Genomic DNA, 26,079 nt, shown 5'->3' with positions numbered 1-26,079 from the left:
CATGCAAGAGAAACATCAAGATTTACTCTATAGCCTGCACGACAAACCCAATGCGGTAGCGTGCTTAACCGCTGCGTTTCAGCACATGCTGGCGAGCTTTATTGGCGTGATAACGCCTACATTAATTATCTCTGCCACCTTAGGGCTTACAGAACACACTGCCTACCTAATTTGCATGGCGCTTTTTGTTAGTGGTGTGGGCACCTTTATTCAAACTAAAAAATTTGGCCCAGTGGGCAGTGGCTTGGTGGCCATTCAGGGCACCAGCTTTGCGTTTATCAGCGCGTTGCTTTTGGCTGGCATGAAGGTAAAAAATGAAGGTGGAAGTAGCGAAGAAATTTTATCACTTCTTTTTGGCCTTACATTGGCGGGCGCCTTGGTTGAGGTGGTGTTTAGTTTATTTGTTACACAACTTAAACGCATTATCACACCATTGACGACTGGCATTGTGATTACTGCCATTGGCTTATCACTGATTAATGTTGGAATGACAGATTTAGCAGGTGGGTTTAATGCTGAATCATTCGCAAGCTTAGATAATTTAGGCTTAGGAGTAAGCGTTTTACTTATTATTGTATTTTTGAACGCGTCGAATAATCATTGGGTAAGGCTATCGGCTATTTTTATAGGCATGACCTTGGGTACCGCCTATGTGTGGTTTACTAAAGGATTAGACTTTTCCCACTTAAATGATTTACCCGCTATTGCCGTTCCCCAGCCTTTTGCGTTTGGTATTAGCTTCGACATTACCTTGTTTTTACCTATCGCACTTATCTACTTGTTTACCGCAATTGAAACCGCAGGCGATTTAACCGCGAATAGCTTGTTTTGCAAAGAGCCCGTGTCAGGCCCACTTTACCTATCGCGTATAAAAGGTGGCATTTTAGGTGACGGACTTAACTCTATGATTGCGGGCGCCTTTAATACATTTCCCAATACCACCTTTGGCCAAAACAACGGCGTTATTCAGCTAACAGGTATTGCGAGTAGAAAAGTAGGTTTCTTCGTGGCGGGCATGTTTGTATTTGTTGGCTTGTTCCCTGCGGTTGGCGGAGTGCTACAAGCTATACCTAAGCCGGTGTTGGGCGGGGCAACGTTGGTTATGTTTGCCATGGTGGCCGTGGGTGGTCTGAAGCTACTTGCCAGCTATGCGTTAGATAGAAGAAGCAGCTTAATCACCGCGTGTGCGTTAGGGATGAGCATTGGTGTAATGATGGTACCCAGCGCATTATCACAATTACCCACTTGGCTTGAAAACGTTTTACTTTCACCGGTTACCTCTGCGGGTTTAACCGCTATCATTTTAGATCTCACCCTACCCAGTGCACCGCAAAAAACTTCCAGCACGGCGTCAAAGACCCAAGGTGAAGTGTAAAGAGCGAAATTGGTGCAATACTCACGCTAAATATCACAATGCTGGTGCAGAGAGCCACCAGCATTGCAACACTTCACAATAAAATAACATTATCTATTTTCACTACTCCAAAAAAGTTCAATAAAATCATAAATTTAATTTTATTTAATTTCCTGACCAACTGGACAAGAAGCTGGCACTCATTGTGCTTTTACCCAGACAGAAAAATAAAAAAGTATAAAAGGCCTTTTAAAAGGTTATTAAAAATAGAGGAAACCATGATTAACACTACATTCAAGCTTAACCCACTAGCCCGTGCGCTAGCATTCGGTCTGACATTGTCAGTGCCTTCAATCGCACTTGCACAAGAGTCTGAATCTGCGCCGAAAGACGCTGACGTTGAAAAAATTGAAGTAACAGGCTCTCTGGGCAGTTTGCCTGGCCAAGATGTTGAATCAGTTTTTGGTTTTGGAAAATCAATTCTTGAAACACCGCGTTCTGCATCAACGATTTCTCAAGAACAAATGGAGCGTTTTAACGTTTCAGATATTGATGAACTAGTGGCATTTGCACCTGGTACATTTACCCAATCATTCTTTGGTGTTGCAGGATCACTTGATGTACGTGGTACACCTGGTGAAACCTATTTCCGCGGCGTTAAACGCCTAGATAACCCAGGTAACTACCCTACGCCAATTGGTGCTTCAAGCCGAATTGATATTGTTCGTGGTCCAGCCTCTCCTATTTATGGCCCGTCTAAGATTGGTGGTTACTTAAACTTTAACCCTAAATCTGCTCGAGCTTCTTCTGGTCAGTATTTAGAGAAGCCTGAAGGCGCAATTTCTTATACTACGGGTTCGTGGGATAAGAGCGTACTAACGGCAGAAGTTGGTGGTCCAGCACAAGTTGGCGACAAAACAGTAGGTTACTACCTGTACGGTGAAGTTGAAAACTCAGATAGCTATTATGAAAATACGCAAACTGACCAAACTATTCTACAAGCCGCTTTCAACATAGATATTACTGATAACCTACGTGTTGAATTTGGTGGTATGTATCATGATTACGATGGTAACCAAGTTGCTGGTTGGAACCGTTTAACACAAGATCTAATTGACGACGGTACGTATATAACAGGTACTGCACAACCGCTTGATACAGACGGTGACGGCTCAATTAGTCACGAAGAATATGGCGCCGTAAACATTGCGGGTAACAGCTTCTTCTACGTGCCTGGTGCTGCATTTACCGATGATGAAGCGACTGCCCTAATGGCACTTGAAAACGTAGGTACGACTACCCTAAGCGGTAGCCAAGTATTGGTTGCACCAGATGACCAATTGGGTAACGAAGCGATTACTTTCTACTTCGATACCATCTATTACGCAGACAACTGGGAAATTCGTAACCAGTTCTTCTACGATTCATACGATAACATCAACGAAAATGCGTACGGCTTCTCTCAATTCCACGATAGCTGGGTAATTGAAGATAAGATTGTTTTCGCTACCGAATATGAAAACGACAGCTTGTTAGCACAATTTCAAATTTCACCGTCAATTCGTTACACCGACTTTTTACACGGTGATGACTTTACGTACGAGTACTTTAACCGTCGTGATTTAACAATGCCGTCATCTGCACTAGACAAGCGTTTGCTTTCTACTCGTTCAGGCAAGAATTTTGATAACTACGATGAAGGTAACTACCTTGATTTAGGTATTGGTGCCATGACCGACCTTACGTGGGATTGGGGCTTAAACCTTGTACTTGGTGTACGTTACGACACCATTGATATTGAAAGTACTTCACGTACTGACCTACTACTTGGTGCAACAGGTGATGAAGTTCCTTTGTATGCTGAAGACACTGTAGGCGGTTGGTCTTGGAATACCAGTATTTCTTACGAACTTCCGTTTGGCCTAATTCCTTACATCACGGCTGCTGAGCAAGCAACGATTGTTGCGGGTCAAGGTGCTGAAATTGGTGTTGGCCAATTAGAAAGCGGTGCGTTCGATACCTCAGAACTTTTCGAGTTTGGTATTAAAGGTTCATTGCTAGACGATACCCTTTACTTTGCACTTTCATCATTTGAAATGGAAAGAACCGACTTTAGCAGCCAAAACACAGTTACTAACAACACCACGAATAACAAAGGTACTGAATTTGAACTTCGTTGGGTTGTTAACGAAAACTTAGTAATGTCTGCAGGCTACACAAACATTAAGGTTATTAACCTTACTGCACTTGAAAACGGCAACCAGTTTGGTTTCCTTGGTGCAGAAGACTTAACAAGCCTTACCGATCCATCGCTTGTATTTGGCGGTAACGTGATTGGCTTGAACTTAGTTGGTGACGGCTTCGCTAACTCTGATGCACGTAAAGCAGGTATTCCTGAAAATGTGTACACAGTAACGGCAACTTACGACTTCCAAAACGGCTATGCAGCTAACCTAAGTGTAGTTGACGTTGAAGAAGTGGCTTCTGGCTTCTCTGCTTCGGTAATGCTTCCAGCATACACGCTAGTGAATGCAGGTGTTTCTTACCAAGCTGACGACTGGTCTGTTAATTTAACGGTTAAAAACTTAACGGATGAGCGTTACTTCCGCGCTAACTTCCCTGACTTGTTTGGTAGCCAGGTTGTACTACCTGAATTACCACGTCATTGGAGCGCGAAGTTCGCCTATAAGTTCTAAGATACTGTCTTAATGCTGTTGTAATAATAAACGTTATAAAGGTAAATCTACCCTCGTAGATTTACCTTTTTTTATACCTAAGAGGACAATTATTAATGCGCTATTTTGCTAATGCTATTCTCGCCCTTTCTTTCTTTGCTTCTGCTGGGCACTGCGCTGAAACAACCGATACTTCCCCTATTGAGATTAAAACCGTTGTGGTTGCCATGTTTGAAATTGGTGAAGACGAAGGTGACAAGCCCGGCGAGTTCCAACTTTGGAAAAAAGGCCAAAAGCTTTCAACCCGCTATGCCCTGCCCCATGCTCACCATGATATTTTTGTTAATGAAGAAACTGGCGTATTAGGTATTGTAACGGGTATGGGTATCGCTCGGGCCTCGGCTGCTATTATGGCACTTGGTCTAGATCCTAGATTCGACCTAACGCATGCTTACTGGCTTGTAGCCGGCATTGCAGGTATGGATCCTGCTGATGGCACCATTGGTTCTGCTGTCTGGACTGACTACGTAGTGGATGGCGACCTTGCCCACCAAATAGATGCACGTGAAATTCCAAGCGACTGGAAAACGGGCTACTTCCCGCTTTTCACCCACTCAACTTACGCTAACGCCGAGTCGGTAAACCCAGAACAGGCCCCTAACGGTGAAGTGTATATTTTAAATGCCAGTTTAAGAGATTGGGCGTTCAACCTAACTAAAGGTACGTCATTACCGAACACGCCAGCTATGGATAAACTACGAGCCACCTATACGGGCTATCCTAAAGCACTTGAGAAACCAAGTATTATGACAGGCTCGCATTTATCGGCTTCGACCTTCTGGCACGGCAAATTACTTAATGACTGGGCAAACGATTGGGTGGGCTACTGGACGCAAAGCAAGGGTAACTTTGTGACTTCAGGCATGGAAGATTCAGCCACACTACAGGCGCTGACTTACCTAGACAATGCTAACTTGGTTGATAAAGACCGTGTTCTTATTCTTCGCACCGCCAGTAACTTTACTATGCAGCCAGCAGGGCTAACGGCAGCTAAGAACTTAGAGCTAGAAAGCTCTGGCGAAGGCTACGCGGCACTTCAGTCTGCTGTAGAGGCTGCCTATGCTGTAGGGTCGGTGGTGATTGAGGAAATTACGACAAACTGGGATACTGTTAAAAACGAATTACCTGTTAAGCAGTAGTAAAACTGCAATTACAAGCCATTTGTGACAGCGGGCTTCCGCTGTCACTGATGTATTGCAAATGACTTACTAAGCAATACTTTCTTAAGCTCTAACGTAACATTGCGTTGATCGACGGGTTTACACAAAAACGCTGACATTCCCGCCTCTTTACACGCTTCTCTGTCTTCTTCAGACGTATTAGCCGTTACTGCTACGATACTACCTTGACTGCGTATCAATCCTTCTTCAAGTATGATTTTTGTGGCAGATACACCATCGAGCACCGGCATTGCACAATCCATGAAGATAAGATCGTAGTCTTTTTCTCTGGCCTTTTGTATTGCCACTTGACCGTCTTCAGCTTCATCGGCAATAAAGTTATATTTTTCCAACATCGAAGCAAGCACAATGCGGTTAATATCATTATCGTCCACCACCAGAATAGACAATGGGATAGAGAGTAAGCTAGATGATAAAGCATCGTCGTGGTCTAGAAGACCTTGCTTAGCGTCTGTCAGGGTAACAGGAATGACTACATCAAAGGCAGTGCCTACATTTATTTCAGAGCGAATATCTATCTCACCATCCATTTTATCAACTAGTTGTTTTACGATAGAAAGGCCTAAGCCTGTTCCACTGCCTTTAATTGCCGATTGCTTTTGCCCTTGTATGAAAGGAGTGAACAACGAGGTTTTAGTTGCCTCATCCATACCCTCACCCGTGTCTTCTATAGAAATAAGCAAGTTAGGCTCAGTCAACGCTTCTCTAAGCGTTAATTGGATGGAAATGTGCCCTCGTGAAGTAAACTTAATGGCGTTGTGCAGTAACTTAGAAATAATCTGACCTATTCTATTGGCATCACCATTTATATAGGTATTCTTAGGCAACGACAGTGCCGCGTATAAACGAAGGCTTTTCTCTTTGCACAAGGGTTTAAATACGTCAATCAACTCTTCTACCATTGCACGCACGCAGAAGTGACTTTTATTCAGTGTAAGCTCGCCACTGGAAATTTCGGTATAGTCTAAAACATCATCTATTAGCAGCAGTAAGCGGCCGGCGCTCTTAAGTGCCAAATCCGTTTTTCGCTCTCGAATATTCACTCGCTGCTCAAACTTTATGGCCTGTAACATTCCCGTAATACCATTTAGCGGCGTTCTTAATTCATGACTGATACGAGATAATAAGTTGCCACGCTCTTTAAATGCCATTTCTGCGTCTTTCTGTCTTGCTTCAAGTTCCAAGCGAAGTTTTACAGGCTTATCAACATTTTGAAACGTACCGAAAAGCCGAACACATTGGCCTTCAAACATTTCGACCATACCGTGATTTTCTACCCACACCGGGTTTCCCTTCGCGGTTATTATCTGCAAGGTAGCGGTCCATGGTTCGCCTGTTTCTATCGCGTGCTTGACCAACCTTGTGATTTCATCGCGATCTGCCCCCTCTTTATAGAACTCAATGGCTGAGCCAAGCGCTGGCATATAATCTTGAGGCACTTCATGGATAATACGGGTTTGAGAGGACCAAAAAAGGGCATTTTCAACGATATCAACTTCCCACACACCGATATTTGCCACTGACTGTAGCTTTTCAAATAACTCGGCATGTTTAAGTGAATTGTCGTCTGCTCCACGTTCTTTTTGTAAAACGCTTTCCAGCCAGTTATCGAGCAACGATAACTTCCCTTTATCGTAGGAAAAATCGACATCTTCTATGCTGTTTGCCAGTATTAACACAACGTGGTAGTGACCAACACGGTGAATACGGCCAATAATAAAGTCTTTCGCCGATAAATTTTGCTTTGCCCATAGTTTAACCTCAGCGCAGCTTTCTAACTGACTGGAAGGAAGAGAGTCAATATCAACAGGAAAAGGGGGTAGTAGGTATTTATTAGGCGCTAGAGAGGCGGTGGCTTTAGCGATAACGTCTATATGCTCACCCGTAACGTGCAAGAGTAAGCCTTGCTGCATGGATAATATGTCACAACCAGATTTAAGTACTTTTTCAAAGTTAAGCACTGTTGATGAAACGGTAATAGGGTACTGTTCTTTACTATCGAATTGTTGAGACATAGCAAACCGCCATTAAAATCAAGAAGCCCTCTAAGGGAGAGAGGAGCTACTACAGCTTTTACACTGCTCCATTAAGGCAATAATAGTGGTTTTAGAAAAGAAAAAAAATTAAACAATAGGCTATTATTCTAAGGGAGAAGCCGATTAACCTATTGCGCGATTACGCCCTGCTTCTTTGGCTTCAAAAAGAAAAATATCAGCTGATTCGATAAGTGAAGATATGCCGGTGTCTTGCAATTCATTAGCAGGCCTTACAGCATAGCCAGCGCTAATACTTAGCTTTCCATCCTTGCCCGCATAATGCGTGATATTCTCACTTCTTATTGCAGACACAATGTCTTCAGCAACTTTCTTAACCCCGTTCATGTCGGTATACGGCAATACCAGCATAAACTCTTCACCGCCAAATCGAATGGCTGCATCTTTGGGACGGCGCGCATGCTCCTCAATAATGGCTGCTACTTGTTGAAGGCAGATATCACCTTGAAGATGGCCATAGTTATCGTTGTAGAGCTTAAAGAAATCGATATCCATCATGATGACGCCGAGCGTGCTATGGTCACGAGCCACTTGTTTTACTAATAATGGAATTTCATTACTTAAGTACAGCCGGTTGTATAAGCCCGTTAATTGATCGTGAAACGTCAATCTTTCAAGCAGTTCTGTGCGTAGCTTGCCTTGCAAGTGGTTTTTTATGCGGTGAACCAGTGTAGAGGCGGTAACCGGCTTCAACACAAAGTCAGAGGCTCCCACTTCCCAACACATATTTTCAGTTTCGACATCAATCGTAGAGGTGACAAAGACAACAGGTATCTGGGCGGTATCAGCTTTGTCTTTTAAGGTACGACAAACAGTAAGGCCATCGACATCCGGCATATTCATATCTAATAGAATGAGATCAGGCTTGTGCATCACACATTGGTCAATGGCCTCTTCACCGTTTGACGCAGCAATACAGTTAACAAAAGACTCAAGTATAGAAGTAAGCAGCATTCTGCTAATAGGCTCATCATCGACCACGAGTACCTTGCATGCCGAGTATGGTTTTAGTTCTAACTGCATAAATTTAACAGGACTGTCTTAAGAGAGTGAAGGGAAAAAAGCATAAATTGATATTACATCATTACTTAAAAGATATTAAGCCAAAAAAGACAAACTGCCATCTTTTCAAGTTTTTATACTTTGCCATTACGTCATTATAGGCGCCTGATTCAAAAATCGTTCAGTAAATTCATCTTCTGATACCGGTTTACACATGTAGTAGCCTTGACCATATTCACAGCCTAACTGCCTAAGCGAGTGAAACTGCAATTCGGTTTCAAGCCCCTCTGCCACTAAGACCATGTTAAGGCAACTACCGAGACGAACAATAGCCGTCACTATATCAAGCGCTTGGGGTTCGGTATCCATGTCTTTTATAAAAGATCGATCAATCTTAAGTACGTTTAAAGGAAACTGACGTAAGTAAGACAAGCTTGAGTAGCCAGTGCCAAAGTCATCTAGTGCTAGCGAGAGCCCTAACGAGGAAAGCGCTAATAATACGTTTCGCGTTTGATCGAAATCAGCCATCAATGCAGACTCCGTTACCTCTAATTCTATTAGCCCTGGATCGATTCCGGTCGACACAATAACTTCCTCAACTTCTTTTGCAAAGTAAGGGTTCGCTATTTGCTGCGCTGACACATTTACCGCAATTTTAAACGGTTCATTCGCTTCAACGCATTTAGCAATAAACTCACAACTTTTGACCAAAACTTGCTTACCTAACCGATGTATCAACCCTGTTTCTTCAGACAAAGGAATGAATTCATCTGGTGGCGTTATGTTGCCATCTTCATCGATTAGTCTAACTAGACTTTCCGCGCCAACGACTTTATTTAAATTCAAATCATATTTAGGTTGGAAAAATACCGTCAGGCTATTGTTATCAAGCGCGGTGCGAAGCTTTATTTCGGTTTCAACCCGCTTGCGCATGGCAAGTTTCAAATCTTTTGAGAAGAAGCTGAATTTGTCCTTACCTGTGGCTTTCGCGCGATACATGGCCGTGTCTGAGTGACGCATCATTTCTTCTGCACTAGCAGCATCTTGAGGAAACAAACTTATACCAATACTTAAACTAAGTTGGTGATGCTTCCCATCAATATGAATAGGCTCTCTTGCACTTTGTAAACAGCTCATTGCCACTTCATCTGCACTTAACCCACTATCTTCATGGGTTAATAAACACGCAAACTCATCTCCGCCTACCCTTGCTAGCGTTACTGTCGAACCGCATGCATGTTGAAGACGTTTCGATACAGATAGAATAATGGAGTCGCCGACTTTGTGGCCTAGCGCATCGTTCAAATATTTGAAATTATCAATGTCTATAAGTAACAAAGCGACACTATGCTTCGCTTTGTCGGTGCGATTAATAGATTGAACAATTTTGTCGTGCAATAACACCCTATTGGGCAAGCCAGTAAGTTGGTCGTGATTAGCGACATGGGTCATTTGAACGGCCATCGCCACCGATTCAGACACATCTTGGAATACAACGACCGACCCTTTAACTCTCCCTTGTGTGTCTAATATCGGTGAAGCGGTATCTTCTACCCTGCACTCTTTACCTTGCTTGCTGATTAATTTTACGTTGAACGCCATAGAAACCGGCCGCTTAACCTTCATGGTATATAGCGCAGGGTTAATCATTCCGGCATTAGTCGTGGCGTCTCGTAAATCCATAATTTCATCAACCATTCGCCCGCACGCCTGAAATTCATTAAAGCCAGTTAAGCGCTGAGCAACTGGGTTAATGAAAGTCACAACGCCTTCTGCGTCGGTGGCAATAACGCCATCAGCGATAGCATTAAGCGTAATGTTTAATTGTTCTTTTTCTTCAAGTATTCTTTCGTTGTAAATAGATAACTGTGATTTTTGACGTTGTATTAAAAGGTGATTTTTTACCCGCATCCTACAAATTTCTATATCGATAGGCTTAGCAATAAAGTCAATTGCACCCAATTCAAGTGCTTTTCGCTCGTTCTGACTGTCGGTAAAAGACGTCACAAAAAGTATCGGTATATCTCGCAAGCTCATATCAGCCTTAACCGCTCTACAGATGTCGAACCCTGAGCGCTTAGGCATACTAATATCAAGTATAATTAAATCAGGTTTATGAATTTCAATAAGATGAAGGGCTTCTAAGCTGTTGCTGGTGCTAATTACGTTCGCTAAACTACTTACAGCAGATTCTATAATGACGATATTAACGGGTTCGTCATCAACAATAAGCACTTTTTGCGCTCGCATATCCATAGCTATCGTTTCTCCTTATTTACCTTTTTCTCTATCAAGTATCGGCCATGCTATGCTTTTCGTTATTAGCCTTTAGTCTACATTCAACTGCACTTATGTTGTCGGCATTGTTCTTGCTGATTTTAATTGCTGATTGTAATTGCTGATGCATTTACAGTACCGATTATGTCCTAAAGCGCTACTGAGAAGTCGTTGTTATACGATAAGTGCCACAAGAGCGATAAAGAAATACTTAAGTCTGTCTTCATTAAAACAGCCGAAATCTCGCTAGAACTGGGTTCACATTTAAATTTTTTTGATATACAGTTTCTGTTCTACAGTAAATGTTCTCACTACACACTTGGTTTACAAGGCAAAAATAACTTATGAGTTTTGAAAGTACGTCGCTTTGGCAACGTGAAAAAGCACTGCAACGCTTGGCAGGAAACCACGCGCTTTTAAAACGTGTTGTTGAAATGTTCATTGATCAAATCGATGAAAAACACTTAACGCTTACTACAGCGGTTTCAAATAGAAATTTAGAAGACGTTCGCTTTACCAGCCATGCTATTAAAGGTGTATCGGGTGATGTGGGCGCCGAGGCATTGCGCCAGAAAGCCTCATCCATCGAAATATTGTCGGCATCAGGTGATTGGAATGAAATTGAAGTAAACGGTAGCGCGTTGGCGTCAGTAATCGACGCCACCAAATCAGAAATGGCTGCCGCCCACGCCTAGAAAGATGAGATGAGCGGCTTATCATTTTAGCGTGTTAACGAATGTATATGCGCAATGTGTTGTTGTTTAATGTCATCCGGTAAAAAGCTAGCCGCAAAACTATTAATAGCAAGTTGCTTCACGTGTGCTTCGGTTACAGGCAACGCATCACACAGGGCTATATAGTTATCATTCAAAAACCCACCAAAATACGTAGGATCGTCCGAATTCACAGTAACCATTAAACCCTCATCGAGTAGCGATAATATATTGTGTTTGGCTAAGTCATCTACCACACACAATTTCAGATTACTTAATGGACACACGGTAAGAGGAATTTGATTGGCGTTTATGTAAGCCATTAACTTCTCGTCTTCCTGACACCTTACGCCATGATCAATTCGGTCAACGTTAAGCAAGTCTAATGCTTCCCAAATATATTCTGGCGGCCCCTCTTCACCTGCATGCGCGACTATTTTAAACCCAAGAGCTCGCGCTTCTCGAAACACCCGTTCGAATTTAGATGGTGGATGACCCAGTTCAGAACTGTCTAAACCCACCGCATCTATAACACTGTAATAAGGTTTGGCAGCTTCAAGTGTGGCGAACGCGTCGCTTTCTGGTAAATGCCTTAAGAAAGACATAATTAAGTAACTAGAAATACCGTACTGCTTTTGTGCATCTTTCATGGCCCGTAAAAAACCTGGCATGAATACATCAAATCCTATACCTCTTGCGGTATGGGTTTGCGGGTCGAACATGATTTCAGTGTGAACCACGTTATCTTCATGACAGCGGGTGAAATACGCCCACATTAACGCGTAAAAATCATCTTCATCAATGAGCACGCCCGCACCGGCATAGTATATGTCGAGGAAGCTTTGCAAGTTAGTAAATTGATAGGCAGCAGCTATCTCTTCAATGCTTTTATATGGCAACGTGATACTATGTTTACTTGCCAGGTGCCACATAAGCTCAGGTGTTAGGCTGCCTTCTATATGCAAGTGCAGTTCAGCCTTCGGGAGTTTTTGAATTATTGTTGATAGCGACATGGCCCCTCACAGTTAGAAGCGCACCATTTTGATGCAATTTGCATCTTAATTAGTGCGCAACTTCTTTTCTAGCGTTGATTTAGTCAGGCGTTTTTATAACGCTTCCAATGTGAAATACGCGGTTTTTAAAACCTTTATTAGTTAATTTCACTGGCGTAACACTGACTTTGCGTATTCTGGCTATGTTTACCGTAGCACAAAACGCACCAACAAACTGACTAAGTGGTCAAGTTTTTGCTTCATGCAACAACAAATAATGATAAATGACTCAACGCATAGAGAAATCTACATGTCTAATAACGTATTAGAGCGCCTTTTTAAGCTTCAGGCGCATGGAACCACAATAAAAACAGAAGTGGTAGCGGGGCTAACCACTTTTGCTGCCATGTCGTACATCTTAGTGGTAAACCCTGGGATCCTTGGCTTAAGTGGCATGCCTATCGAAGGGTTAATAACGGTAACCGCCCTAGCTGCCTGTTTGGGCACTCTATTGATGGCGTTTATGACTAACTACCCCATTGCGCTTGCGCCAGGTATGGGTTTAAACGCTTTTTTTGCTTTCACAATTTGTTTATCTCGGGAAATTCCTTGGGAAGCGGCTCTTGGGATAGTATTTTGGAACGGTATTCTCTTTTTAATTCTGTCCTTAACTGGGGTGAGGACTAAAGTTGCTGAGTCTATTCCCCCGGCCCTCAAAATTGGTGTGCAATGCGGCATAGGGTTATTTATTGCCTTTATTGGCCTTAAAAATGCGGGGCTGGTTGTAGACAATCCGGCTACCTTTGTGGGTCTTGGTGATTTATCTGACCCTGCGGTAATGCTTGCGCTACTTGGTATTATTTTTACTATTGTGATGGTAGTAAAAAAGGTTACCGGAGGCATTCTTATATCTATTGTGTTGCTTACCGTAATTGGTGCCTTCGTGCCAACCGAGAATGGCATGTTAACCGCAACGCCTGAAGCCATTATCGGCTTACCAGAACCAATTTCGAATACCTTTATGGCAATGGACTTTTGGTACCCTATTGACCATATCGCTGAAACTTGGGATTTAATATTTGCACTAATGTTTGTGAATATGTTCGACACTATAGGTACGTTAATCGGTGTTTCTCGCCGTGCAAACTTGCTAGATAAAAACGGAAGATTGCCTAAAATTGGCCCTGCCATGACCGCCGATGCGTCTGCCAGTGTGGTAGGTGCATTTATTGGTACATCACCAGTAACCAGTTACGTAGAATCTGCTACTGGGGCGTCTGCAGGTGGTAGAACAGGATTAACCGCGGTAGTGGTTGCACTGTGTTTTATTTTTGCCTTGTTCCTTACCCCTTTAATGAAGGTTATTCCTTTGATGGCCACTACTCCAGCGCTTATCATGGTAGGCATTCTAATGATGGAAGCCATTCGCCAGATAGATTTCGACGATTTAGGTGCTCTTGCTACCGCAACCGTTGCGCTATTAGCTATGCCGCTCACGTTCAGTATTAGTGAAGGTATTGCACTAGGTTTTATTACCTACGTTGGCATTAAGGTGGGGACCGGTAAATTCAGAGAAGTCAGTGGGTTAACCTACGTGTTAGCGGGTGTGTTTATACTGCGCTATATATTTGACTTAAAATAGCAAGCGGTAGCCTATGCTTAACAAAAAAAACGGTGAAGATAATCTTCACCGTTTTTTTTATGCTTTGGGTAATCTATTCAGGCAACTTAGATTACATAGCTCATAGAAATTGAGCTTGCTAACCCTACTCTAAACCATCGTAGCTAAAGGTAACGGCTTTATCGCCCATAAAGACTATCTTTACATGCTTCGCTTCTTCGTTACCCCAAACGCAAGATACTGCGCCCATGGTTTTTGAGCAATTATCTGCCGCCCCAATTACCGATGAGACTTCATCTTTAGACATACCCATTTTTAATTTGTCGTAGTTCTCTTTATTTAGCTTTGAACAGCCCGTTAATACGAGCGCAGTTAATAAACATAAGGCAATTTTTACTTTCATTTTTATATCTCCACTTTATATAGCGTAGCTTGCTTCTTATAGCTTTACACTTTACTGGGATTTTTCAACTAAAGGATGTTCGGCTAGCCAATGTCGGGCAATGTCTTCACGGGTAGCAAGCCATACTTTGTCATGAGATTGCACATATTCAATAAAACGTTTTAACGCCGCCATTCTCGCTGGCCGCCCTAAAATACGGCAATGCATGCCTATCGACAGCATCTTAGGTGCTTCGCTGCCCTCGTCGTACAACACGTCGAACGCATCTTTAAGATATTGGAAGAACTGCTCGCCACTGTTAAAACCTTGTGGGGCAGCAAAACGCATATCATTGGTATCTAGCGTATAAGGCACCATTAAAAGAGGTTTGCTGTAATGGTTATCAAAATAAGGCAAATCGTCGGCATAAGAGTCGGCGCAGTAGAGAATGTCATCACGCTCAGCAATCAATTTGAGCGTATTAGGGCTGGTTCGCCCCGTGTACCAGCCAACCGGTTTCTTACCAGTAAGTTGCTCATGCAACATGATAGCGTCGTCTATTTCTTTTCGTTCAGTCTCTTCGTCCATATCTTGATAATGAACCCAACGCATAGCGTGACTGGCAATTTCCCATTTAGCATCTAACATGGCTTGCACGGCATCTGGGTGACGTTGCATGGCCATAGTGACACCAAAAACCGTTACCGGAATATTGTAGCTGGTGAGCAAACGATGAAGTCGCCAGAATCCCGCACGACTCCCGTATTCATAAATAGACTCCATACTAAGGTGCCTATCATTAAATGCTTGCGCACCAATAATTTCAGACAAAAAGGTTTCGGAGTGCGCATCACCATGTAGTACGCAGTTCTCACCACCTTCTTCATAATTTAAAACAAACTGGAGCGCAATTTTAGCGCCGTTCGGCCAATTGGCCTTAGGTACATCAGCCCCGTAACCAATAAGGTCGCGAGGGTAAGTATGGGAATTATTCGGCATCAATATTCTCAATATAACGACTTGGCACTGGCAGGTTGCACCCACCTAGCACCAATTGAATTAATTGGCGTGTGGCCGTTTCAAAATCAGCTTTAATCATTTTACGGCCACGAAGACGAGTAATTTGAGCGGAGAAGTCTGCATAATGCTGGGTGCTAGCCCAAATCGTGTAAAGTAAATATTCACCATCAAGCTGAGGGAGTTTACCTACTTCAATCCATTGGTCGATAAGTGCTAATCGTCCTTCCATCCATTTGGCATGTTCTTCGTCAAAATAACCGGTTAAGTTCTGCGCACCGTTAATAATTTCCATCGCGAAGATTTTAGAAGCTTGTGGATGGGTACGAGATACTTCCATTTTTTCTGTAATGTACGCCGCTAACACTTCAGCAGGATCGTCATCTACAGTGGCTCTGTCGAAATGGGAATTCCACAACGACAATGTTTCTTCTAGCACTGCCACATACAATTCTTGCTTCGTTTTAAAATAATAAAGCACATTGGTTTTAGGCAGGTTCGCTTCATCTGCAATTTTTTGAACCGCAGTGCCCTTAAATCCAAACTGGGCAAAACATTTTTCAGCGGCTTGCAGAATATTTCTTTTGTTTGTGGCACCTACGCCTGCGTCCGTGTCTCTTAATTTGGTCATCGTTATTTTTTTATCCTTCACTACACGTCTGGCATCCGTTTGTATTACGTTATCACGGTTTTAGCGTAAAATAGAAAACGTAATCACTATACCGTTACCCCTACTTAACTTTGTGTTCTCTATGTTCAACCTTGCACGATTCTTGCCTGTATTACACCAACAAGTATGCAGTTTTGCTTACCAAATTAGGGGCTATTCTCAGGGAAGCCTTTTTTTTAAAGCAATTATTTGACCAAATGGTCTACTTTTCTATCAAGAATACCGTTATATTAATGGATATATCAATGAAAATAGTGATGAGGTGCGGGTATGATTCGCTTTCTTATTAATCAACAACTCGTTGAATTGGACGATACCCGGGCTGACCTGACGTTACTTCAATTCTTACGCGAGCACAGAAAACTTACCGGTACTAAAGAGGGTTGTGCAGCAGGCGATTGCGGTGCATGTACCGTAGTGATTGCCGAGCCTAACCCACAGTTCGATGGGTTACATTACCGCACGGTAAACAGTTGTATTACCTTGATGTCGGCTGTACATGGCAAACAACTTATTGCGGTAGAGCATTTAACTCAAGACAACACCTTACACCCTGTACAACAAGCACTTATCGACTTTCATGGTTCGCAGTGTGGCTTTTGTACGCCAGGGTTTATCATGTCTATGTTTGCGTTGTATCATCAAGATGGCACGCCAAATCGCGATGATGTATTGCATGCATTGTCCGGTAACTTATGCCGCTGCACTGGCTATCGCCCTATTATTGATGCGGCATTATCTGTGTGTGGAAACACGCCTGATGACACATTCGCACGTAATGAGTCTTCTACGCTAAGCGCGTTGAAGGAACTAGCCGCTACCCCCGTACTTGGCTCCAGTAATTTACTTGTTCCAGACTCTCGCTCGGCCTTAGCCAATGCTATCGCTCAGCACCCAGATGCGCTTTTAGTAGCAGGTAGCACCGACTTAAGCTTGATGTTTACTCAACAACTGAAAGATGTGAACACGCTAATTAGTTTAAGTGGGGTCAAATCATTAAATGGATGCACTACAAACGAACATTCGATCACGTTTGGTGCAACCACGCCGTTAAGTGATTTGACGCAACCTTTGTTAGGGCACTTTCCTCAATTAGCAGAATTAATCACCCGCTTTGCTTCGTTGCCAATACGTAACCAAGCCACCTTGGGCGGTAACGTGGCAAACGCTTCGCCTATTGGCGATATGCCGCCTGTATTGCTAGCCTTAAAGGCCGTGCTGCATATTGATAATGGTACACAAACTCGCGCTATACCTGTAAGTGAGTTTTTTACTGGCTATCGCCAAACGGCGCTAGGAAAAGGCGAATGGCTATCTGACATTGAAATACCCTACCTGACGGCCAATGAGTTAGTGGCCGCGTACAAAATTTCAAAACGCATGGAAGATGATATTTCTGCCGTGTGTGCTGTGTTCAACGTAACCTTGAATGACGGTAAAGTTGAACACGTTAGCACTGGGTTTGGTGGTGTTGCCGCAACGCCAGTTAGTTGCGAAGCATTAAATAGCGCATTAAAAGGCAAACAATGGGCAAGTATCGAATGCTTGAGTATTGGTAAACAAATTTTAAGCGAAGCATTTTCCCCAATAGATGATGTGAGAGCGAGTGCAGAATACCGTAAAACTGTACTGGCTAATTTATGGCATCGATTCTGGCTAGAGCATCAAAACACTAGCCAATCAGCCAGTGGTACAAGCAGCCATGTAAAAAACAAGATTGAAACTCGGGTGGTGCAACATGCGTAAGCTTATCGATAGCGCGAAAGATTCAGCCTCAACACAGGTTGTTCATACGTCGGTAAAGCATGAAAGTGCTGCCAGACAGGTTCAAGGAAGCGCGAAATATATTGACGATTTGGTAGAGCCGCAAGGCACGCTTTACGCCGCTGTAGGGACCAGCAGGTGCGCGGCGGGCATTATTGAATCAATAGATTTATCTGCCGTAAGTGCAAGTGAAGGTGTGGTCGATGTTATTACCATCGACGATGTTCCTGGCCATAAAGATATTGGGCCGGTTTTTGAAGGCGACCCCCTTCTCGCTAATGGCGAAGTAAAATTTTACGGCCAGCCTTATTTTGCAGTGCTTGCAACTTCGGTACATTTAGCCCGTAAAGCGGCACTAAAAGGCACTATTAAGGTTATTCCTACCGCCGCGGTATTTACCACCGAAGAAGCGCATAAACATGAACGCTTTGTGCGCCCTACTCACAGGTTTGGCCAAGGTGATGCTGATACTCAACTTGCCACTGCACCTTTAAGCTGTAAAGGCCACCTTTCTATTGGCGGCCAAGAGCATATGTACCTTGAAGGGCAAGTGTCGCTTGCCATTCCCGATGAAGACGGGCGAATGAAGGTATATACCTCAAGCCAACATCCTAGTGAAGTGCAAAAGCTAGTGGCTGAAGTACTCGATATTAAGCTGCATCATGTGATGGTAGATATGCGCCGCATGGGTGGCGGTTTTGGCGGTAAAGAAACCCAAGCCGCTCAGTGGGCGTGTTTAGCGTCTTTGTTAGCTTCTCGCAACCAGTGTGCAGTGAAGTGTCGTTTACCTCGCAGCACTGATATGCACGTGACAGGCAAGCGCCATCCTTTCGATAATAGCTTTGAGGTTGGCTTTAACGAAAACGGTAAAATTGTTGCCACAAAAGTAGATATAAACGGTAATTGTGGGCATTCACCTGACTTGTCTGACGCTATTGTCGACAGAGCCATGTTTCATGCCGATAACGGTTACTTTTTAGGTGCAAGCAACATTGTAGGTCACCGCTTGCAAACTAACATGGTATCGCACACGGCGTACCGTGGTTTTGGCGGGCCGCAAGGTATGATCATGGCTGAAGCCATGATGGATGCCATGGCACGCAAGCTAGCAGTAGACCCGCTTACCGTACGTAAACAAAATTTGTACGGGCCAGAAACTGGTACCACTACTCCTTATGGCATGGAAGTAGAGCACAACCTACTGACAGAAATGATCGCAAAGCTTGAAAAAGACGCCGATTATTGGGCACGTAGAGACGCGATTACCGACTTTAACCGCAATAGCCCTGTCATTAAGAAAGGCCTAGCTCTGACTCCGGTTAAGTTTGGTATTTCCTTTACCGCAAAGCATTTGAACCAAGCAGGCGCACTGGTACATATTTATACTGACGGTAGCATTCAAGTGAATCATGGCGGCACAGAAATGGGCCAAGGCTTGCACACCAAAATAGCCCAAATTGCGGCGAATGAATTTGGTGTGTCTATGGACATGATAGAAGTAACTGCCACCCGCACCGATAAAGTACCCAACACATCTCCAACGGCGGCGTCGAGCGGTACAGACCTAAACGGTAAAGCGGTGCAAAATGCATGTATTACGTTGAAGGAACGCTTAGCACTGTGCTTTGCTACCGAGCTAGGCATGCCAGAGCAAGCTGAAAAGGTACAGTTTACTGCCGGTAACTTAGTATTAGGTGAACACCAAAAAGCGTTTAGCGATTTAGTTCAGGTGGCGTATTTTGACCGCGTGTCATTATCGGCCAATGGCTACTATAAAACCCCTAAAATACACTACAATCGCGAAACTGGCGATGGCCGCCCGTTTTTCTATTTCTCTTATGGTGTGTCGGTAAGTGAAGTATCTGTTGATACCTTAAGTGGTGAGTACTGCGTTGATAAAGTAGACGTACTTCATGATGTGGGTAATAGCTTGAACCCTGCTATTGATATTGGCCAAATAGAAGGTGCCTTTATTCAAGGCATGGGCTGGCTTACTACCGAAGAACTGGTGTGGAATAATGATGGTCGCTTAACCAGTGAAAACATGGCCACCTACAAAATTCCTGCTATTGGCGATACCCCTAAACATTTTGATGTAAAACTGTTTGGCAGAGAAAATGCTGAGGACAGTATTTACCATTCAAAAGCGGTAGGTGAACCGCCATTTATGCTAGCAATTTCAGTATGGTGTGCTTTGAAAGATGCCATTTCAAGTATTTCTGGTTACACCCAAGACCCGCAACTAGATACACCAGCCACGCCAGAGCGTGTACTGAATGCTGTAATGCAGTTGCAACAGGCACAGCAATGAAAGCGAGTACCTGGTATGAAGCGGTAGCGCAGTGTCAACAAGACGGTGCGCCCTACGTTATTGTGACGGTGATTAGTATTGCTGGCTCTACTCCCCGTGAAGCCGGTAGCAAAATGGTAGTTACCGATGCACAAAGCATAGATACCATTGGCGGCGGGCATTTAGAGTTCGATGCAATCAACACAGCCCGTGAGATGCTAAGTGGCGGTACTCGTGGTAAAAATAATACTAGCACCGAAATACGCTCATACCCTCTTAGCAGTAAGCTAGGCCAATGCTGTGGCGGCGCTGTTAAAGTATTGTTTGAAGTGTGCAATCGCCATGCGCAGCACATCGCTATTTTTGGCGCAGGGCATGTAGCAAAAGCTTTAGTACCTATTTTGGCCCAGCTTCCACTTCGTATTTCCTGGATTGATAGCCGTGAAGATTTGTTCAGCCACCCGCTACCAGCAAACGTAAAAATGGTGGTAGAAGAAGCGCCAGAGACTGAAGTGCGTGGGCTGGAAGAAAACACCTGGTTAGTAATATTAACTCACGATCATCAGCTCGATTACCGCATTACCGAGCAAGCATTAAAATACCCTGCGTTGCCCTTTGTTGGCCTTATTGGTTCACAAACCAAAGCCAAGCGTTTTATCACTAAATTGGAACATCGCGGTTTTGATGAAAATGACTTAGCTCGATTAGCAACCCCTATTGGCGATACTTCAATACCCGGCAAGCGTCCTATTGAAGTGGCGGTATCAATTGCTTCACAAATTATTCAGCGTTTACACGCCGGTGAAGACAATGTTGAAGGTGCTACGGTGACTAACGCCGATAGATTTAACACTAAGGAACATAATGTATGACCTTAAACGAACTTAATACCCTATCGGCCAGCGATGCTAGCGATTGGTTTCAACAAACCTGCGCAGCACAGTCGTGGATATATAGCATGGTTAACGGCCGCCCTTTTGACACCGCTAACGATGTAAAAGAATATGCGAAAACCGCTTGGTCAAAATGCGGCAAAGACGATTTTTTAGAGGCTTTCACCGCCCATCCAATGATTGGCGATGTTGATTCGTTGCGTAAAAAGTTTGCCAACACGAAAACCATAGCCAGCGGCGAACAATCAGGCACAGCCAGTGCATCAGAAGCGACGCTGCTTACATTAAAAGAAGCGAATCAAGCGTATCTTGATAAGCATGGTTTTATTTTCATCATTTGTGCCACTGGGCTTTCGGCCGACGCGATGCTTAACGCCTTGCAAACGCGATTACCGAACAGCACCGATGAAGAAATTCGCACCGCCGCCCAAGAACAAATTAAAATTACCCTGTTGCGCATAGACAAAGCGTTAACTGCCAAGGACGAAAATTAATGAATACCTTATCAAGTCATGTATTAGATACTACATCGGGCAAACCCGTTGAAGGCATTGCGCTTACCCTTACCTTGCCTAATGGCGACGTACTTACTGGTAAAACCGATAACGATGGACGTTTCAATCAATGGGGTCAGAAGTTTGAAGCAGGTGTGTATACACTGCGTTTTCATAGCCATGACTACTTAATTGCTACACATGGCAAGAGTTTTTACCCTCATATTGATATTGCGTTTGAACTTGAAAGCGACGGCGGCCATTACCATGTGCCTTTGCTTATCTCTCCTTTTGGTTTTAGCAGTTACAGAGGCAGCTAATTATAATGCAGCTTTTTCGTGCGAATATTGCACACTTTCCAACGCCTAATACTGCGTCATCCACGTTTGCCGAAGATATTGTCGTTATTCACGATGGCGGCTTGGTAATAGATGGTAAAAAAATTATCGCCACTGGCTCGTTTTCTAGCATGCGTGAGCAGTACCCCAATGCATTGTTACATGATCATAAAGACAGCTGGATTTTACCTGGGTTAATCGACAGCCACTTGCACTACCCGCAAACTGAAAGTATTGCTAGCTATGGCGAGCAATTATTAAGTTGGCTTGAAAACTATACATTTCCTACCGAAAAACAGTTTGCTAACGTGGAACATGCCCAAAAGATTGCCAAGGTGTTTTTGCAACAGTTGTTGAAAAACGGCACGACCACTGGCTTCGTTTTTTCATCGGTACACCAAGGATGTTGTAACGCCTTATTCAGTGCCGCCAGCGAAATAGACATGGCTATTGTGGCAGGTAAAGTGTGTATGGACAGAAACTGCCCTGCAGACTTACAAGATTGCCCAGAAACCGCCCAAAAAGACAGTGCTGTATTAATAGAAAAATGGCACAACACAGGCCGAAATCGCTATGCAATAACCCCAAGGTTTGCGCCGACTAGCTCAGAGGCGCAATTGGCCGCTTTAGGTGAACTGGCAACCCAATACAAAGATGTCTTTGTGCAAACCCATTTGTCTGAAAATGTAGATGAAATTGCATGGGTGAAATCTTTATTCCCGAAAGCATCTGGCTATTTAGATGTTTACGATAAGTACAATTTAGTGCGCCCACGCGCGGTGTTCGGTCATGGTATTCACCTTTCTAGCGAAGAATGGCAGCGCTTAGGTGAAGCAGACGCTACATTGGCGTTTTGCCCCACATCAAACCTATTCTTGGGGAGCGGATTGTTTGATTTGCAAACCGCACGAGCCAATAATGTGCATGTTGCATTAGCTACCGATGTAGGCGCAGGTACGAGCTTTAGTATGTTAAAAACCTACGGCGATGCCTATAAGGTTAGCCAATTGCGCCACGCGCCTATCGATCCTATTGAAGGGTTTTACTTAATGACCCAAGGCGCTGCGGTAGCACATAAACTCGATGACGAAATTGGAAACTTAAACCCTAATACGGTTGCCGATTTTATTATTGTAACGCCCCGTTACGATGAACTCATGGAATTACGAATTAAGCCCAATGCAGAATTTGACGATGTCTTTTTTGCACTCAGTATTTTGGGTGATGATCGCGCTATTGCAGAAACCTGGATAAGCGGTCAATGTTGTTATAATAAGAAGGAAACACACTATGCCATGGCTTGATTGGATAAGCTTATTTGTACGCTGGTTTCACGTAATTGCCGGTGTGGCGTGGATTGGTGCGTCGTTCTATTTTGTCTGGTTAGACAATAATTTGCGCACCCCACCTAAGTGGAAAGAAGATAAAGGCATAAAAGGCGACTTATGGGCGATACATGGCGGCGGCTTTTATGAAGTAGCCAAATATGCTTATGGCCCAGAAAAAATGCCTGAAACCCTACACTGGTTTAAATGGGAAGCTTACACCACTTGGCTATCAGGCTTTGCGCTACTCATTATTGTGTATTACTTTGGTGCTTCGGCATACTTGATTGACCCTCAAGTTAATAATATGTCGCCTACTACTGCTATTTCGTTAGGTTTAGGGCTTATTTTTGGCGGCATAGCCATTTACGAATTTGCCTGTAGAAGCCCGCTAGCTAAATATCCTATTGTTTTTGCGTTATGTTTGGTTACGCTTATTTGTGTAGTCACTTACCTTTCAACACAATGGTTTAGCGGCCGCGGCGCTTACATTCATGTTGGGGCATTAATTGGCACCATTATGGTGGGTAATGTGTTTTTCAACATTATGCCCAACCAACGTAAAATGGTTGCTGCAGTACAAGCGAAAGAAAGTATCGACCCTCAATGGGGCGCGGGCGCTAAATTGCGTTCCATGCACAATAACTACTTCACCTTGCCGTTATTGTTCATCATGATTTCAAACCATTACCCTATGACTTATCAACACGAGCAAAATTGGTTAGTGCTTATTGCGCTAATGGCGGCTGCCGCATGGATTCGTCACTTCTTCAACCTACGTCATGTTGGCAAAACTAAACCATCGATATTAGTCACAGGTGCTGTTGCTATGCTTGCCATTGCGTTATGGGTTTCGTGGCCGAAAACGCCAGCGAATGTTGAGGTAGCGGGTACTGAAAATGAAAGTGTAGCCGTGGTAACTGATGAACGCGTGGCCGAGCTTGTGAATACCCATTGTGTAGGCTGTCATTCACGCACCCCTACCGATGAAATTTTTAAAGTTGCGCCATTAGGTGTGGTGTTAGATAGCTGGGAAGGTATCACGCGGTATGCGCCTCAGTTAGTAAGACGCACTACCGTGACCAAAGACATGCCATTTTTAAATAAAACCGGCATGACAGAGGAAGAGCGGGCTGAAATAGCGGCGTGGTTTGCTACTACGCATGCCAAAAGAGAAAATTAAAATCTGATGGGGCAATGTAGCATTGCCATTCATGTTATCGTATACCTTCACTGCTTCTAAGTTAAGAGGTTTAGCGTAATTGGATTAGTTTAGAATAAGCCAATGTTTCAACCTATCTTTAAACGTCAGCATGCCTTTTGTGCTGGCGTTTTTGTTTATACATGGCTTCATCAGCGGCATCTACCCAGTTTTGTGCCGTCACAATATTTGCATCCCACGTGTGCCAGCCCAAGCTAAATGACAGAGAGGTTCCGGTGGTAGTGATACCATCACTTCCACTATTCACGCGACTGTCTTGGTTAGCGTCGGAATCTGCTAATTCACTGTCAAACTCACGGCCAAATTCAATATCGAATGAGGTTTCTGCTAAGCGTTCGAAAAACACCTCGGCATCGGCGTCATCTGAACCAAATAAAAGCACAACAAATTCATCGCCGCCTAAGCGAGCAAAACGGTCGGTTTCTCGCAGGGTATTTTTCATAATGTCTGAAAAACCCACCAATGCTCTATCTCCGGCTTTATGGCCAAAGGTGTCATTGATACTTTTGAAGTCGTTTAGGTCGATAAATACAAGCGTTGACGGTTTCTGACCGCGGTTCATTCGTTGTATTTCTCTATCTAGCTGAATGAACACTTCTCGTCTATTTGAAATGCCAGTGAGTGGATCTGTTTTAGAGAGGTACTCAAGTTTAGAAATTGCTTCTAACAATGCTTGCTGTTGCTCTTTTTCATGAGAAACATCGTCAGCGGTGCCTACCACCAATATCTGTTGCCCGTTCTCGTCAAACAGGGGCATGCCCCTATCGTGAATATACTTTATTTCTCCGCTACTATTTTTGATGCGATATTGTAAGTCCCAACTTTCTAGCGGTTTCGCTTTATATACCTTTTCTACAAACAAACGATCGTCTTCATGCACATAAGATAAAAACGCATCGGGCTTAGCATGCAATTCATATTCATCACGCCCGTAAATATTACGATAACCTTCGTTAATGTAATGAATTCGGGTTAATTCTGGGTTCGCTACCCAAACAAAAGAATGCGCAGAAAACGCGGCCACTATTTTACTGAACAGTGCTTCTGCTTTATATAGCTCTGATTCGATGCGTTTCTTATCATCGATATCTTCGACGACCGAGATAAAATAATCAGGCTCACCGTTTTCATCACGAACCAAAGAAACTGTTAATTTTGCCCAAACGTGATGACCTTTAGCATGAATGTATTTTTTTTCTATGCTGTAAGTGTCTATTTCGCCGCGAAGCACTTGGTGAAGAAGGTATAAATCCTCTTGAACGTGTGAAGCTTCGGTAATGCTTTGAAACGACATTTTAACAAGTGTCGCGCTCTCATATCCTAAAAAACCACTTAGCTTACTGTTCACACGGATAAGGTCACCATGCGGGCTAACATGCGCTAATCCTACGCCACATTGTTCAAATGTTTTTTCAAAAATATCCTTTTCTCTCATTAGCCCCGCATTATCCATTCACTACCCACTACGCTAGAAATTAAATGTAAAATTTAAGTGTAGCAACATTTTCAGATTGCGTTGGATTATGATGCATTACACTTTATTAACGTAATAATTGAAGCTTTTTTGACAAAGGTAAGGTTGGCAACCTTGATACAGAGAATTAGATGCTATGACTGATGAGTAGAGATAACCCTGCTATTTGTAGCGTTCACAAAGCAAACTAGGTATGTAATTTTACAACCATGATGCAAACAATATATGTTCAATTTATAACAATTGAGTAAGTATTACTTTCTAGGGCCTGTTGATCTTTG

Annotated in this window: 20 protein-coding genes; 12 read left to right on the top strand and 8 right to left on the bottom strand. The window is 43.5% G+C overall.

Translation table 11 applies throughout. The features are described from left to right. Window position 1: 1 nt before the first annotated feature. From C7Y69_RS17775 to C7Y69_RS17765, 3 genes are all read left to right on the top strand, one after another. On the top strand, window positions 2–1,375 hold the full coding sequence (locus C7Y69_RS17775) for a uracil-xanthine permease family protein (RefSeq protein WP_126873662.1): 1,374 nt from the start codon (window positions 2–4) through the stop codon (window positions 1,373–1,375). Between the two features lie 257 nt (window positions 1,376–1,632). Beyond that, window positions 1,633–4,050, top strand: a complete 2,418-nt coding sequence (locus tag C7Y69_RS17770) for a TonB-dependent siderophore receptor (protein ID WP_126873661.1) — start codon at window positions 1,633–1,635, stop codon at window positions 4,048–4,050. 95 nt (window positions 4,051–4,145) lie between these two features. Beyond that, window positions 4,146–5,228 carry a purine nucleoside permease gene (locus tag C7Y69_RS17765; RefSeq protein ID WP_126873660.1) on the top strand — a complete coding sequence of 361 codons (1,083 nt, stop codon included), beginning with the start codon at window positions 4,146–4,148 and terminating at the stop codon, window positions 5,226–5,228. A gap of 44 nt (window positions 5,229–5,272) precedes the next feature. On the opposite strand, the gene C7Y69_RS17760 is transcribed toward C7Y69_RS17765, so the two are convergent. The 3 genes from C7Y69_RS17760 to C7Y69_RS17750 all read right to left on the bottom strand — a co-directional run bounded on the left by C7Y69_RS17760 (window position 5,273) and on the right by C7Y69_RS17750 (window position 10,582). After that, complete coding sequence (locus tag C7Y69_RS17760; RefSeq protein WP_126873659.1) at window positions 5,273–7,285, bottom strand: ATP-binding protein; 2,013 nt, start codon at window positions 7,283–7,285, stop codon at window positions 5,273–5,275. A 144-nt stretch (window positions 7,286–7,429) separates the two neighbouring features. After that, window positions 7,430–8,347 carry a diguanylate cyclase gene (locus C7Y69_RS17755; RefSeq protein WP_126873658.1) on the bottom strand — a complete coding sequence of 306 codons (918 nt, stop codon included), beginning with the start codon at window positions 8,345–8,347 and terminating at the stop codon, window positions 7,430–7,432. Between the two features lie 126 nt (window positions 8,348–8,473). Continuing rightward, a complete protein-coding gene (locus tag C7Y69_RS17750) occupies window positions 8,474–10,582 on the bottom strand; it encodes an EAL domain-containing protein (RefSeq protein ID WP_126873657.1) in 2,109 nt (702 codons plus the stop codon). Between the two features lie 365 nt (window positions 10,583–10,947). Here C7Y69_RS17750 and C7Y69_RS17745 point away from each other — a divergent pair, with 365 nt between their 5' ends. Next, window positions 10,948–11,298 carry an Hpt domain-containing protein gene (locus C7Y69_RS17745; RefSeq protein ID WP_126873656.1) on the top strand — a complete coding sequence of 117 codons (351 nt, stop codon included), beginning with the start codon at window positions 10,948–10,950 and terminating at the stop codon, window positions 11,296–11,298. 26 nt (window positions 11,299–11,324) lie between these two features. Here C7Y69_RS17745 and C7Y69_RS17740 read toward each other — a convergent pair whose 3' ends face one another. Further along, a complete protein-coding gene (locus tag C7Y69_RS17740) occupies window positions 11,325–12,329 on the bottom strand; it encodes an adenosine deaminase (RefSeq protein WP_013784616.1) in 1,005 nt (334 codons plus the stop codon). A 289-nt stretch (window positions 12,330–12,618) separates the two neighbouring features. Between C7Y69_RS17740 and C7Y69_RS17735 the strand changes: the two genes are divergently transcribed. Next, a complete protein-coding gene (locus tag C7Y69_RS17735; RefSeq protein WP_126873655.1) occupies window positions 12,619–13,950 on the top strand; it encodes an NCS2 family permease in 1,332 nt (443 codons plus the stop codon). 124 nt (window positions 13,951–14,074) lie between these two features. Here C7Y69_RS17735 and C7Y69_RS17730 read toward each other — a convergent pair whose 3' ends face one another. From C7Y69_RS17730 to C7Y69_RS17720, 3 genes are read right to left on the bottom strand one after another with little or no spacing between them, the layout of a single operon-like run. Next, a complete protein-coding gene (locus C7Y69_RS17730; protein ID WP_126873654.1) occupies window positions 14,075–14,332 on the bottom strand; it encodes a DUF3862 domain-containing protein in 258 nt (85 codons plus the stop codon). Window positions 14,333–14,383: 51 nt separating this feature from the next. Continuing rightward, complete coding sequence (gene puuE / locus C7Y69_RS17725) at window positions 14,384–15,310, bottom strand: allantoinase PuuE (RefSeq protein WP_126873652.1); 927 nt, start codon at window positions 15,308–15,310, stop codon at window positions 14,384–14,386. Beyond that, window positions 15,300–15,959 (bottom strand): TetR family transcriptional regulator C-terminal domain-containing protein, encoded by a 660-nt coding sequence (locus C7Y69_RS17720; protein WP_126873650.1) that lies wholly within the window; start codon window positions 15,957–15,959, stop codon window positions 15,300–15,302. The genes puuE and C7Y69_RS17720 overlap by 11 nt, the downstream gene beginning before the upstream one ends. Before the next feature lie 309 nt (window positions 15,960–16,268). Here C7Y69_RS17720 and xdhA point away from each other — a divergent pair, with 309 nt between their 5' ends. Genes xdhA through C7Y69_RS17685 form a run of 7 tightly spaced genes read left to right on the top strand, consistent with a single transcriptional unit; the run spans window position 16,269 to window position 24,285 of the window. After that, window positions 16,269–17,744 (top strand): xanthine dehydrogenase small subunit, encoded by a 1,476-nt coding sequence (xdhA, locus tag C7Y69_RS17715; protein WP_126873648.1) that lies wholly within the window; start codon window positions 16,269–16,271, stop codon window positions 17,742–17,744. Next, window positions 17,737–20,073, top strand: coding sequence for a xanthine dehydrogenase molybdopterin binding subunit (gene xdhB / locus C7Y69_RS17710; RefSeq protein WP_126873646.1), 2,337 nt, complete (start codon window positions 17,737–17,739; stop codon window positions 20,071–20,073). Before xdhA ends, xdhB begins: the two co-directional genes overlap by 8 nt. Continuing rightward, a complete protein-coding gene (gene xdhC / locus C7Y69_RS17705) occupies window positions 20,070–20,924 on the top strand; it encodes a xanthine dehydrogenase accessory protein XdhC (RefSeq protein ID WP_126873644.1) in 855 nt (284 codons plus the stop codon). The genes xdhB and xdhC overlap by 4 nt, the downstream gene beginning before the upstream one ends. Continuing rightward, entirely contained in the window at window positions 20,921–21,439 is a 519-nt protein-coding gene (uraD, locus tag C7Y69_RS17700) for a 2-oxo-4-hydroxy-4-carboxy-5-ureidoimidazoline decarboxylase (protein WP_126873643.1), read from the top strand. The genes xdhC and uraD overlap by 4 nt, the downstream gene beginning before the upstream one ends. After that, window positions 21,439–21,759, top strand: a complete 321-nt coding sequence (uraH, locus tag C7Y69_RS17695) for a hydroxyisourate hydrolase (protein WP_126873641.1) — start codon at window positions 21,439–21,441, stop codon at window positions 21,757–21,759. The genes uraD and uraH overlap by 1 nt, the downstream gene beginning before the upstream one ends. A gap of 5 nt (window positions 21,760–21,764) precedes the next feature. Then, window positions 21,765–23,081: a guanine deaminase gene (gene guaD, locus C7Y69_RS17690; RefSeq protein ID WP_126873639.1), complete on the top strand. Its 1,317-nt coding sequence runs from the start codon at window positions 21,765–21,767 to the stop codon at window positions 23,079–23,081. Further along, complete coding sequence (locus C7Y69_RS17685) at window positions 23,068–24,285, top strand: urate hydroxylase PuuD (RefSeq protein WP_126873637.1); 1,218 nt, start codon at window positions 23,068–23,070, stop codon at window positions 24,283–24,285. Before guaD ends, C7Y69_RS17685 begins: the two co-directional genes overlap by 14 nt. A gap of 118 nt (window positions 24,286–24,403) precedes the next feature. Here C7Y69_RS17685 and C7Y69_RS17680 read toward each other — a convergent pair whose 3' ends face one another. After that, on the bottom strand, window positions 24,404–25,759 hold the full coding sequence (locus C7Y69_RS17680) for a diguanylate cyclase (protein WP_260563651.1): 1,356 nt from the start codon (window positions 25,757–25,759) through the stop codon (window positions 24,404–24,406). Window positions 25,760–26,079 lie beyond the last annotated feature (320 nt).

Origin of the sequence: Alteromonas sp. KS69, from assembly GCF_003989595.1 — a bacterium.
GTDB lineage: Bacteria > Pseudomonadota > Gammaproteobacteria > Enterobacterales > Alteromonadaceae > Alteromonas > Alteromonas naphthalenivorans.
Note: the sequence above shows the minus strand (reverse complement) of the source record. Positions and strands in the feature narration are given on the sequence as shown.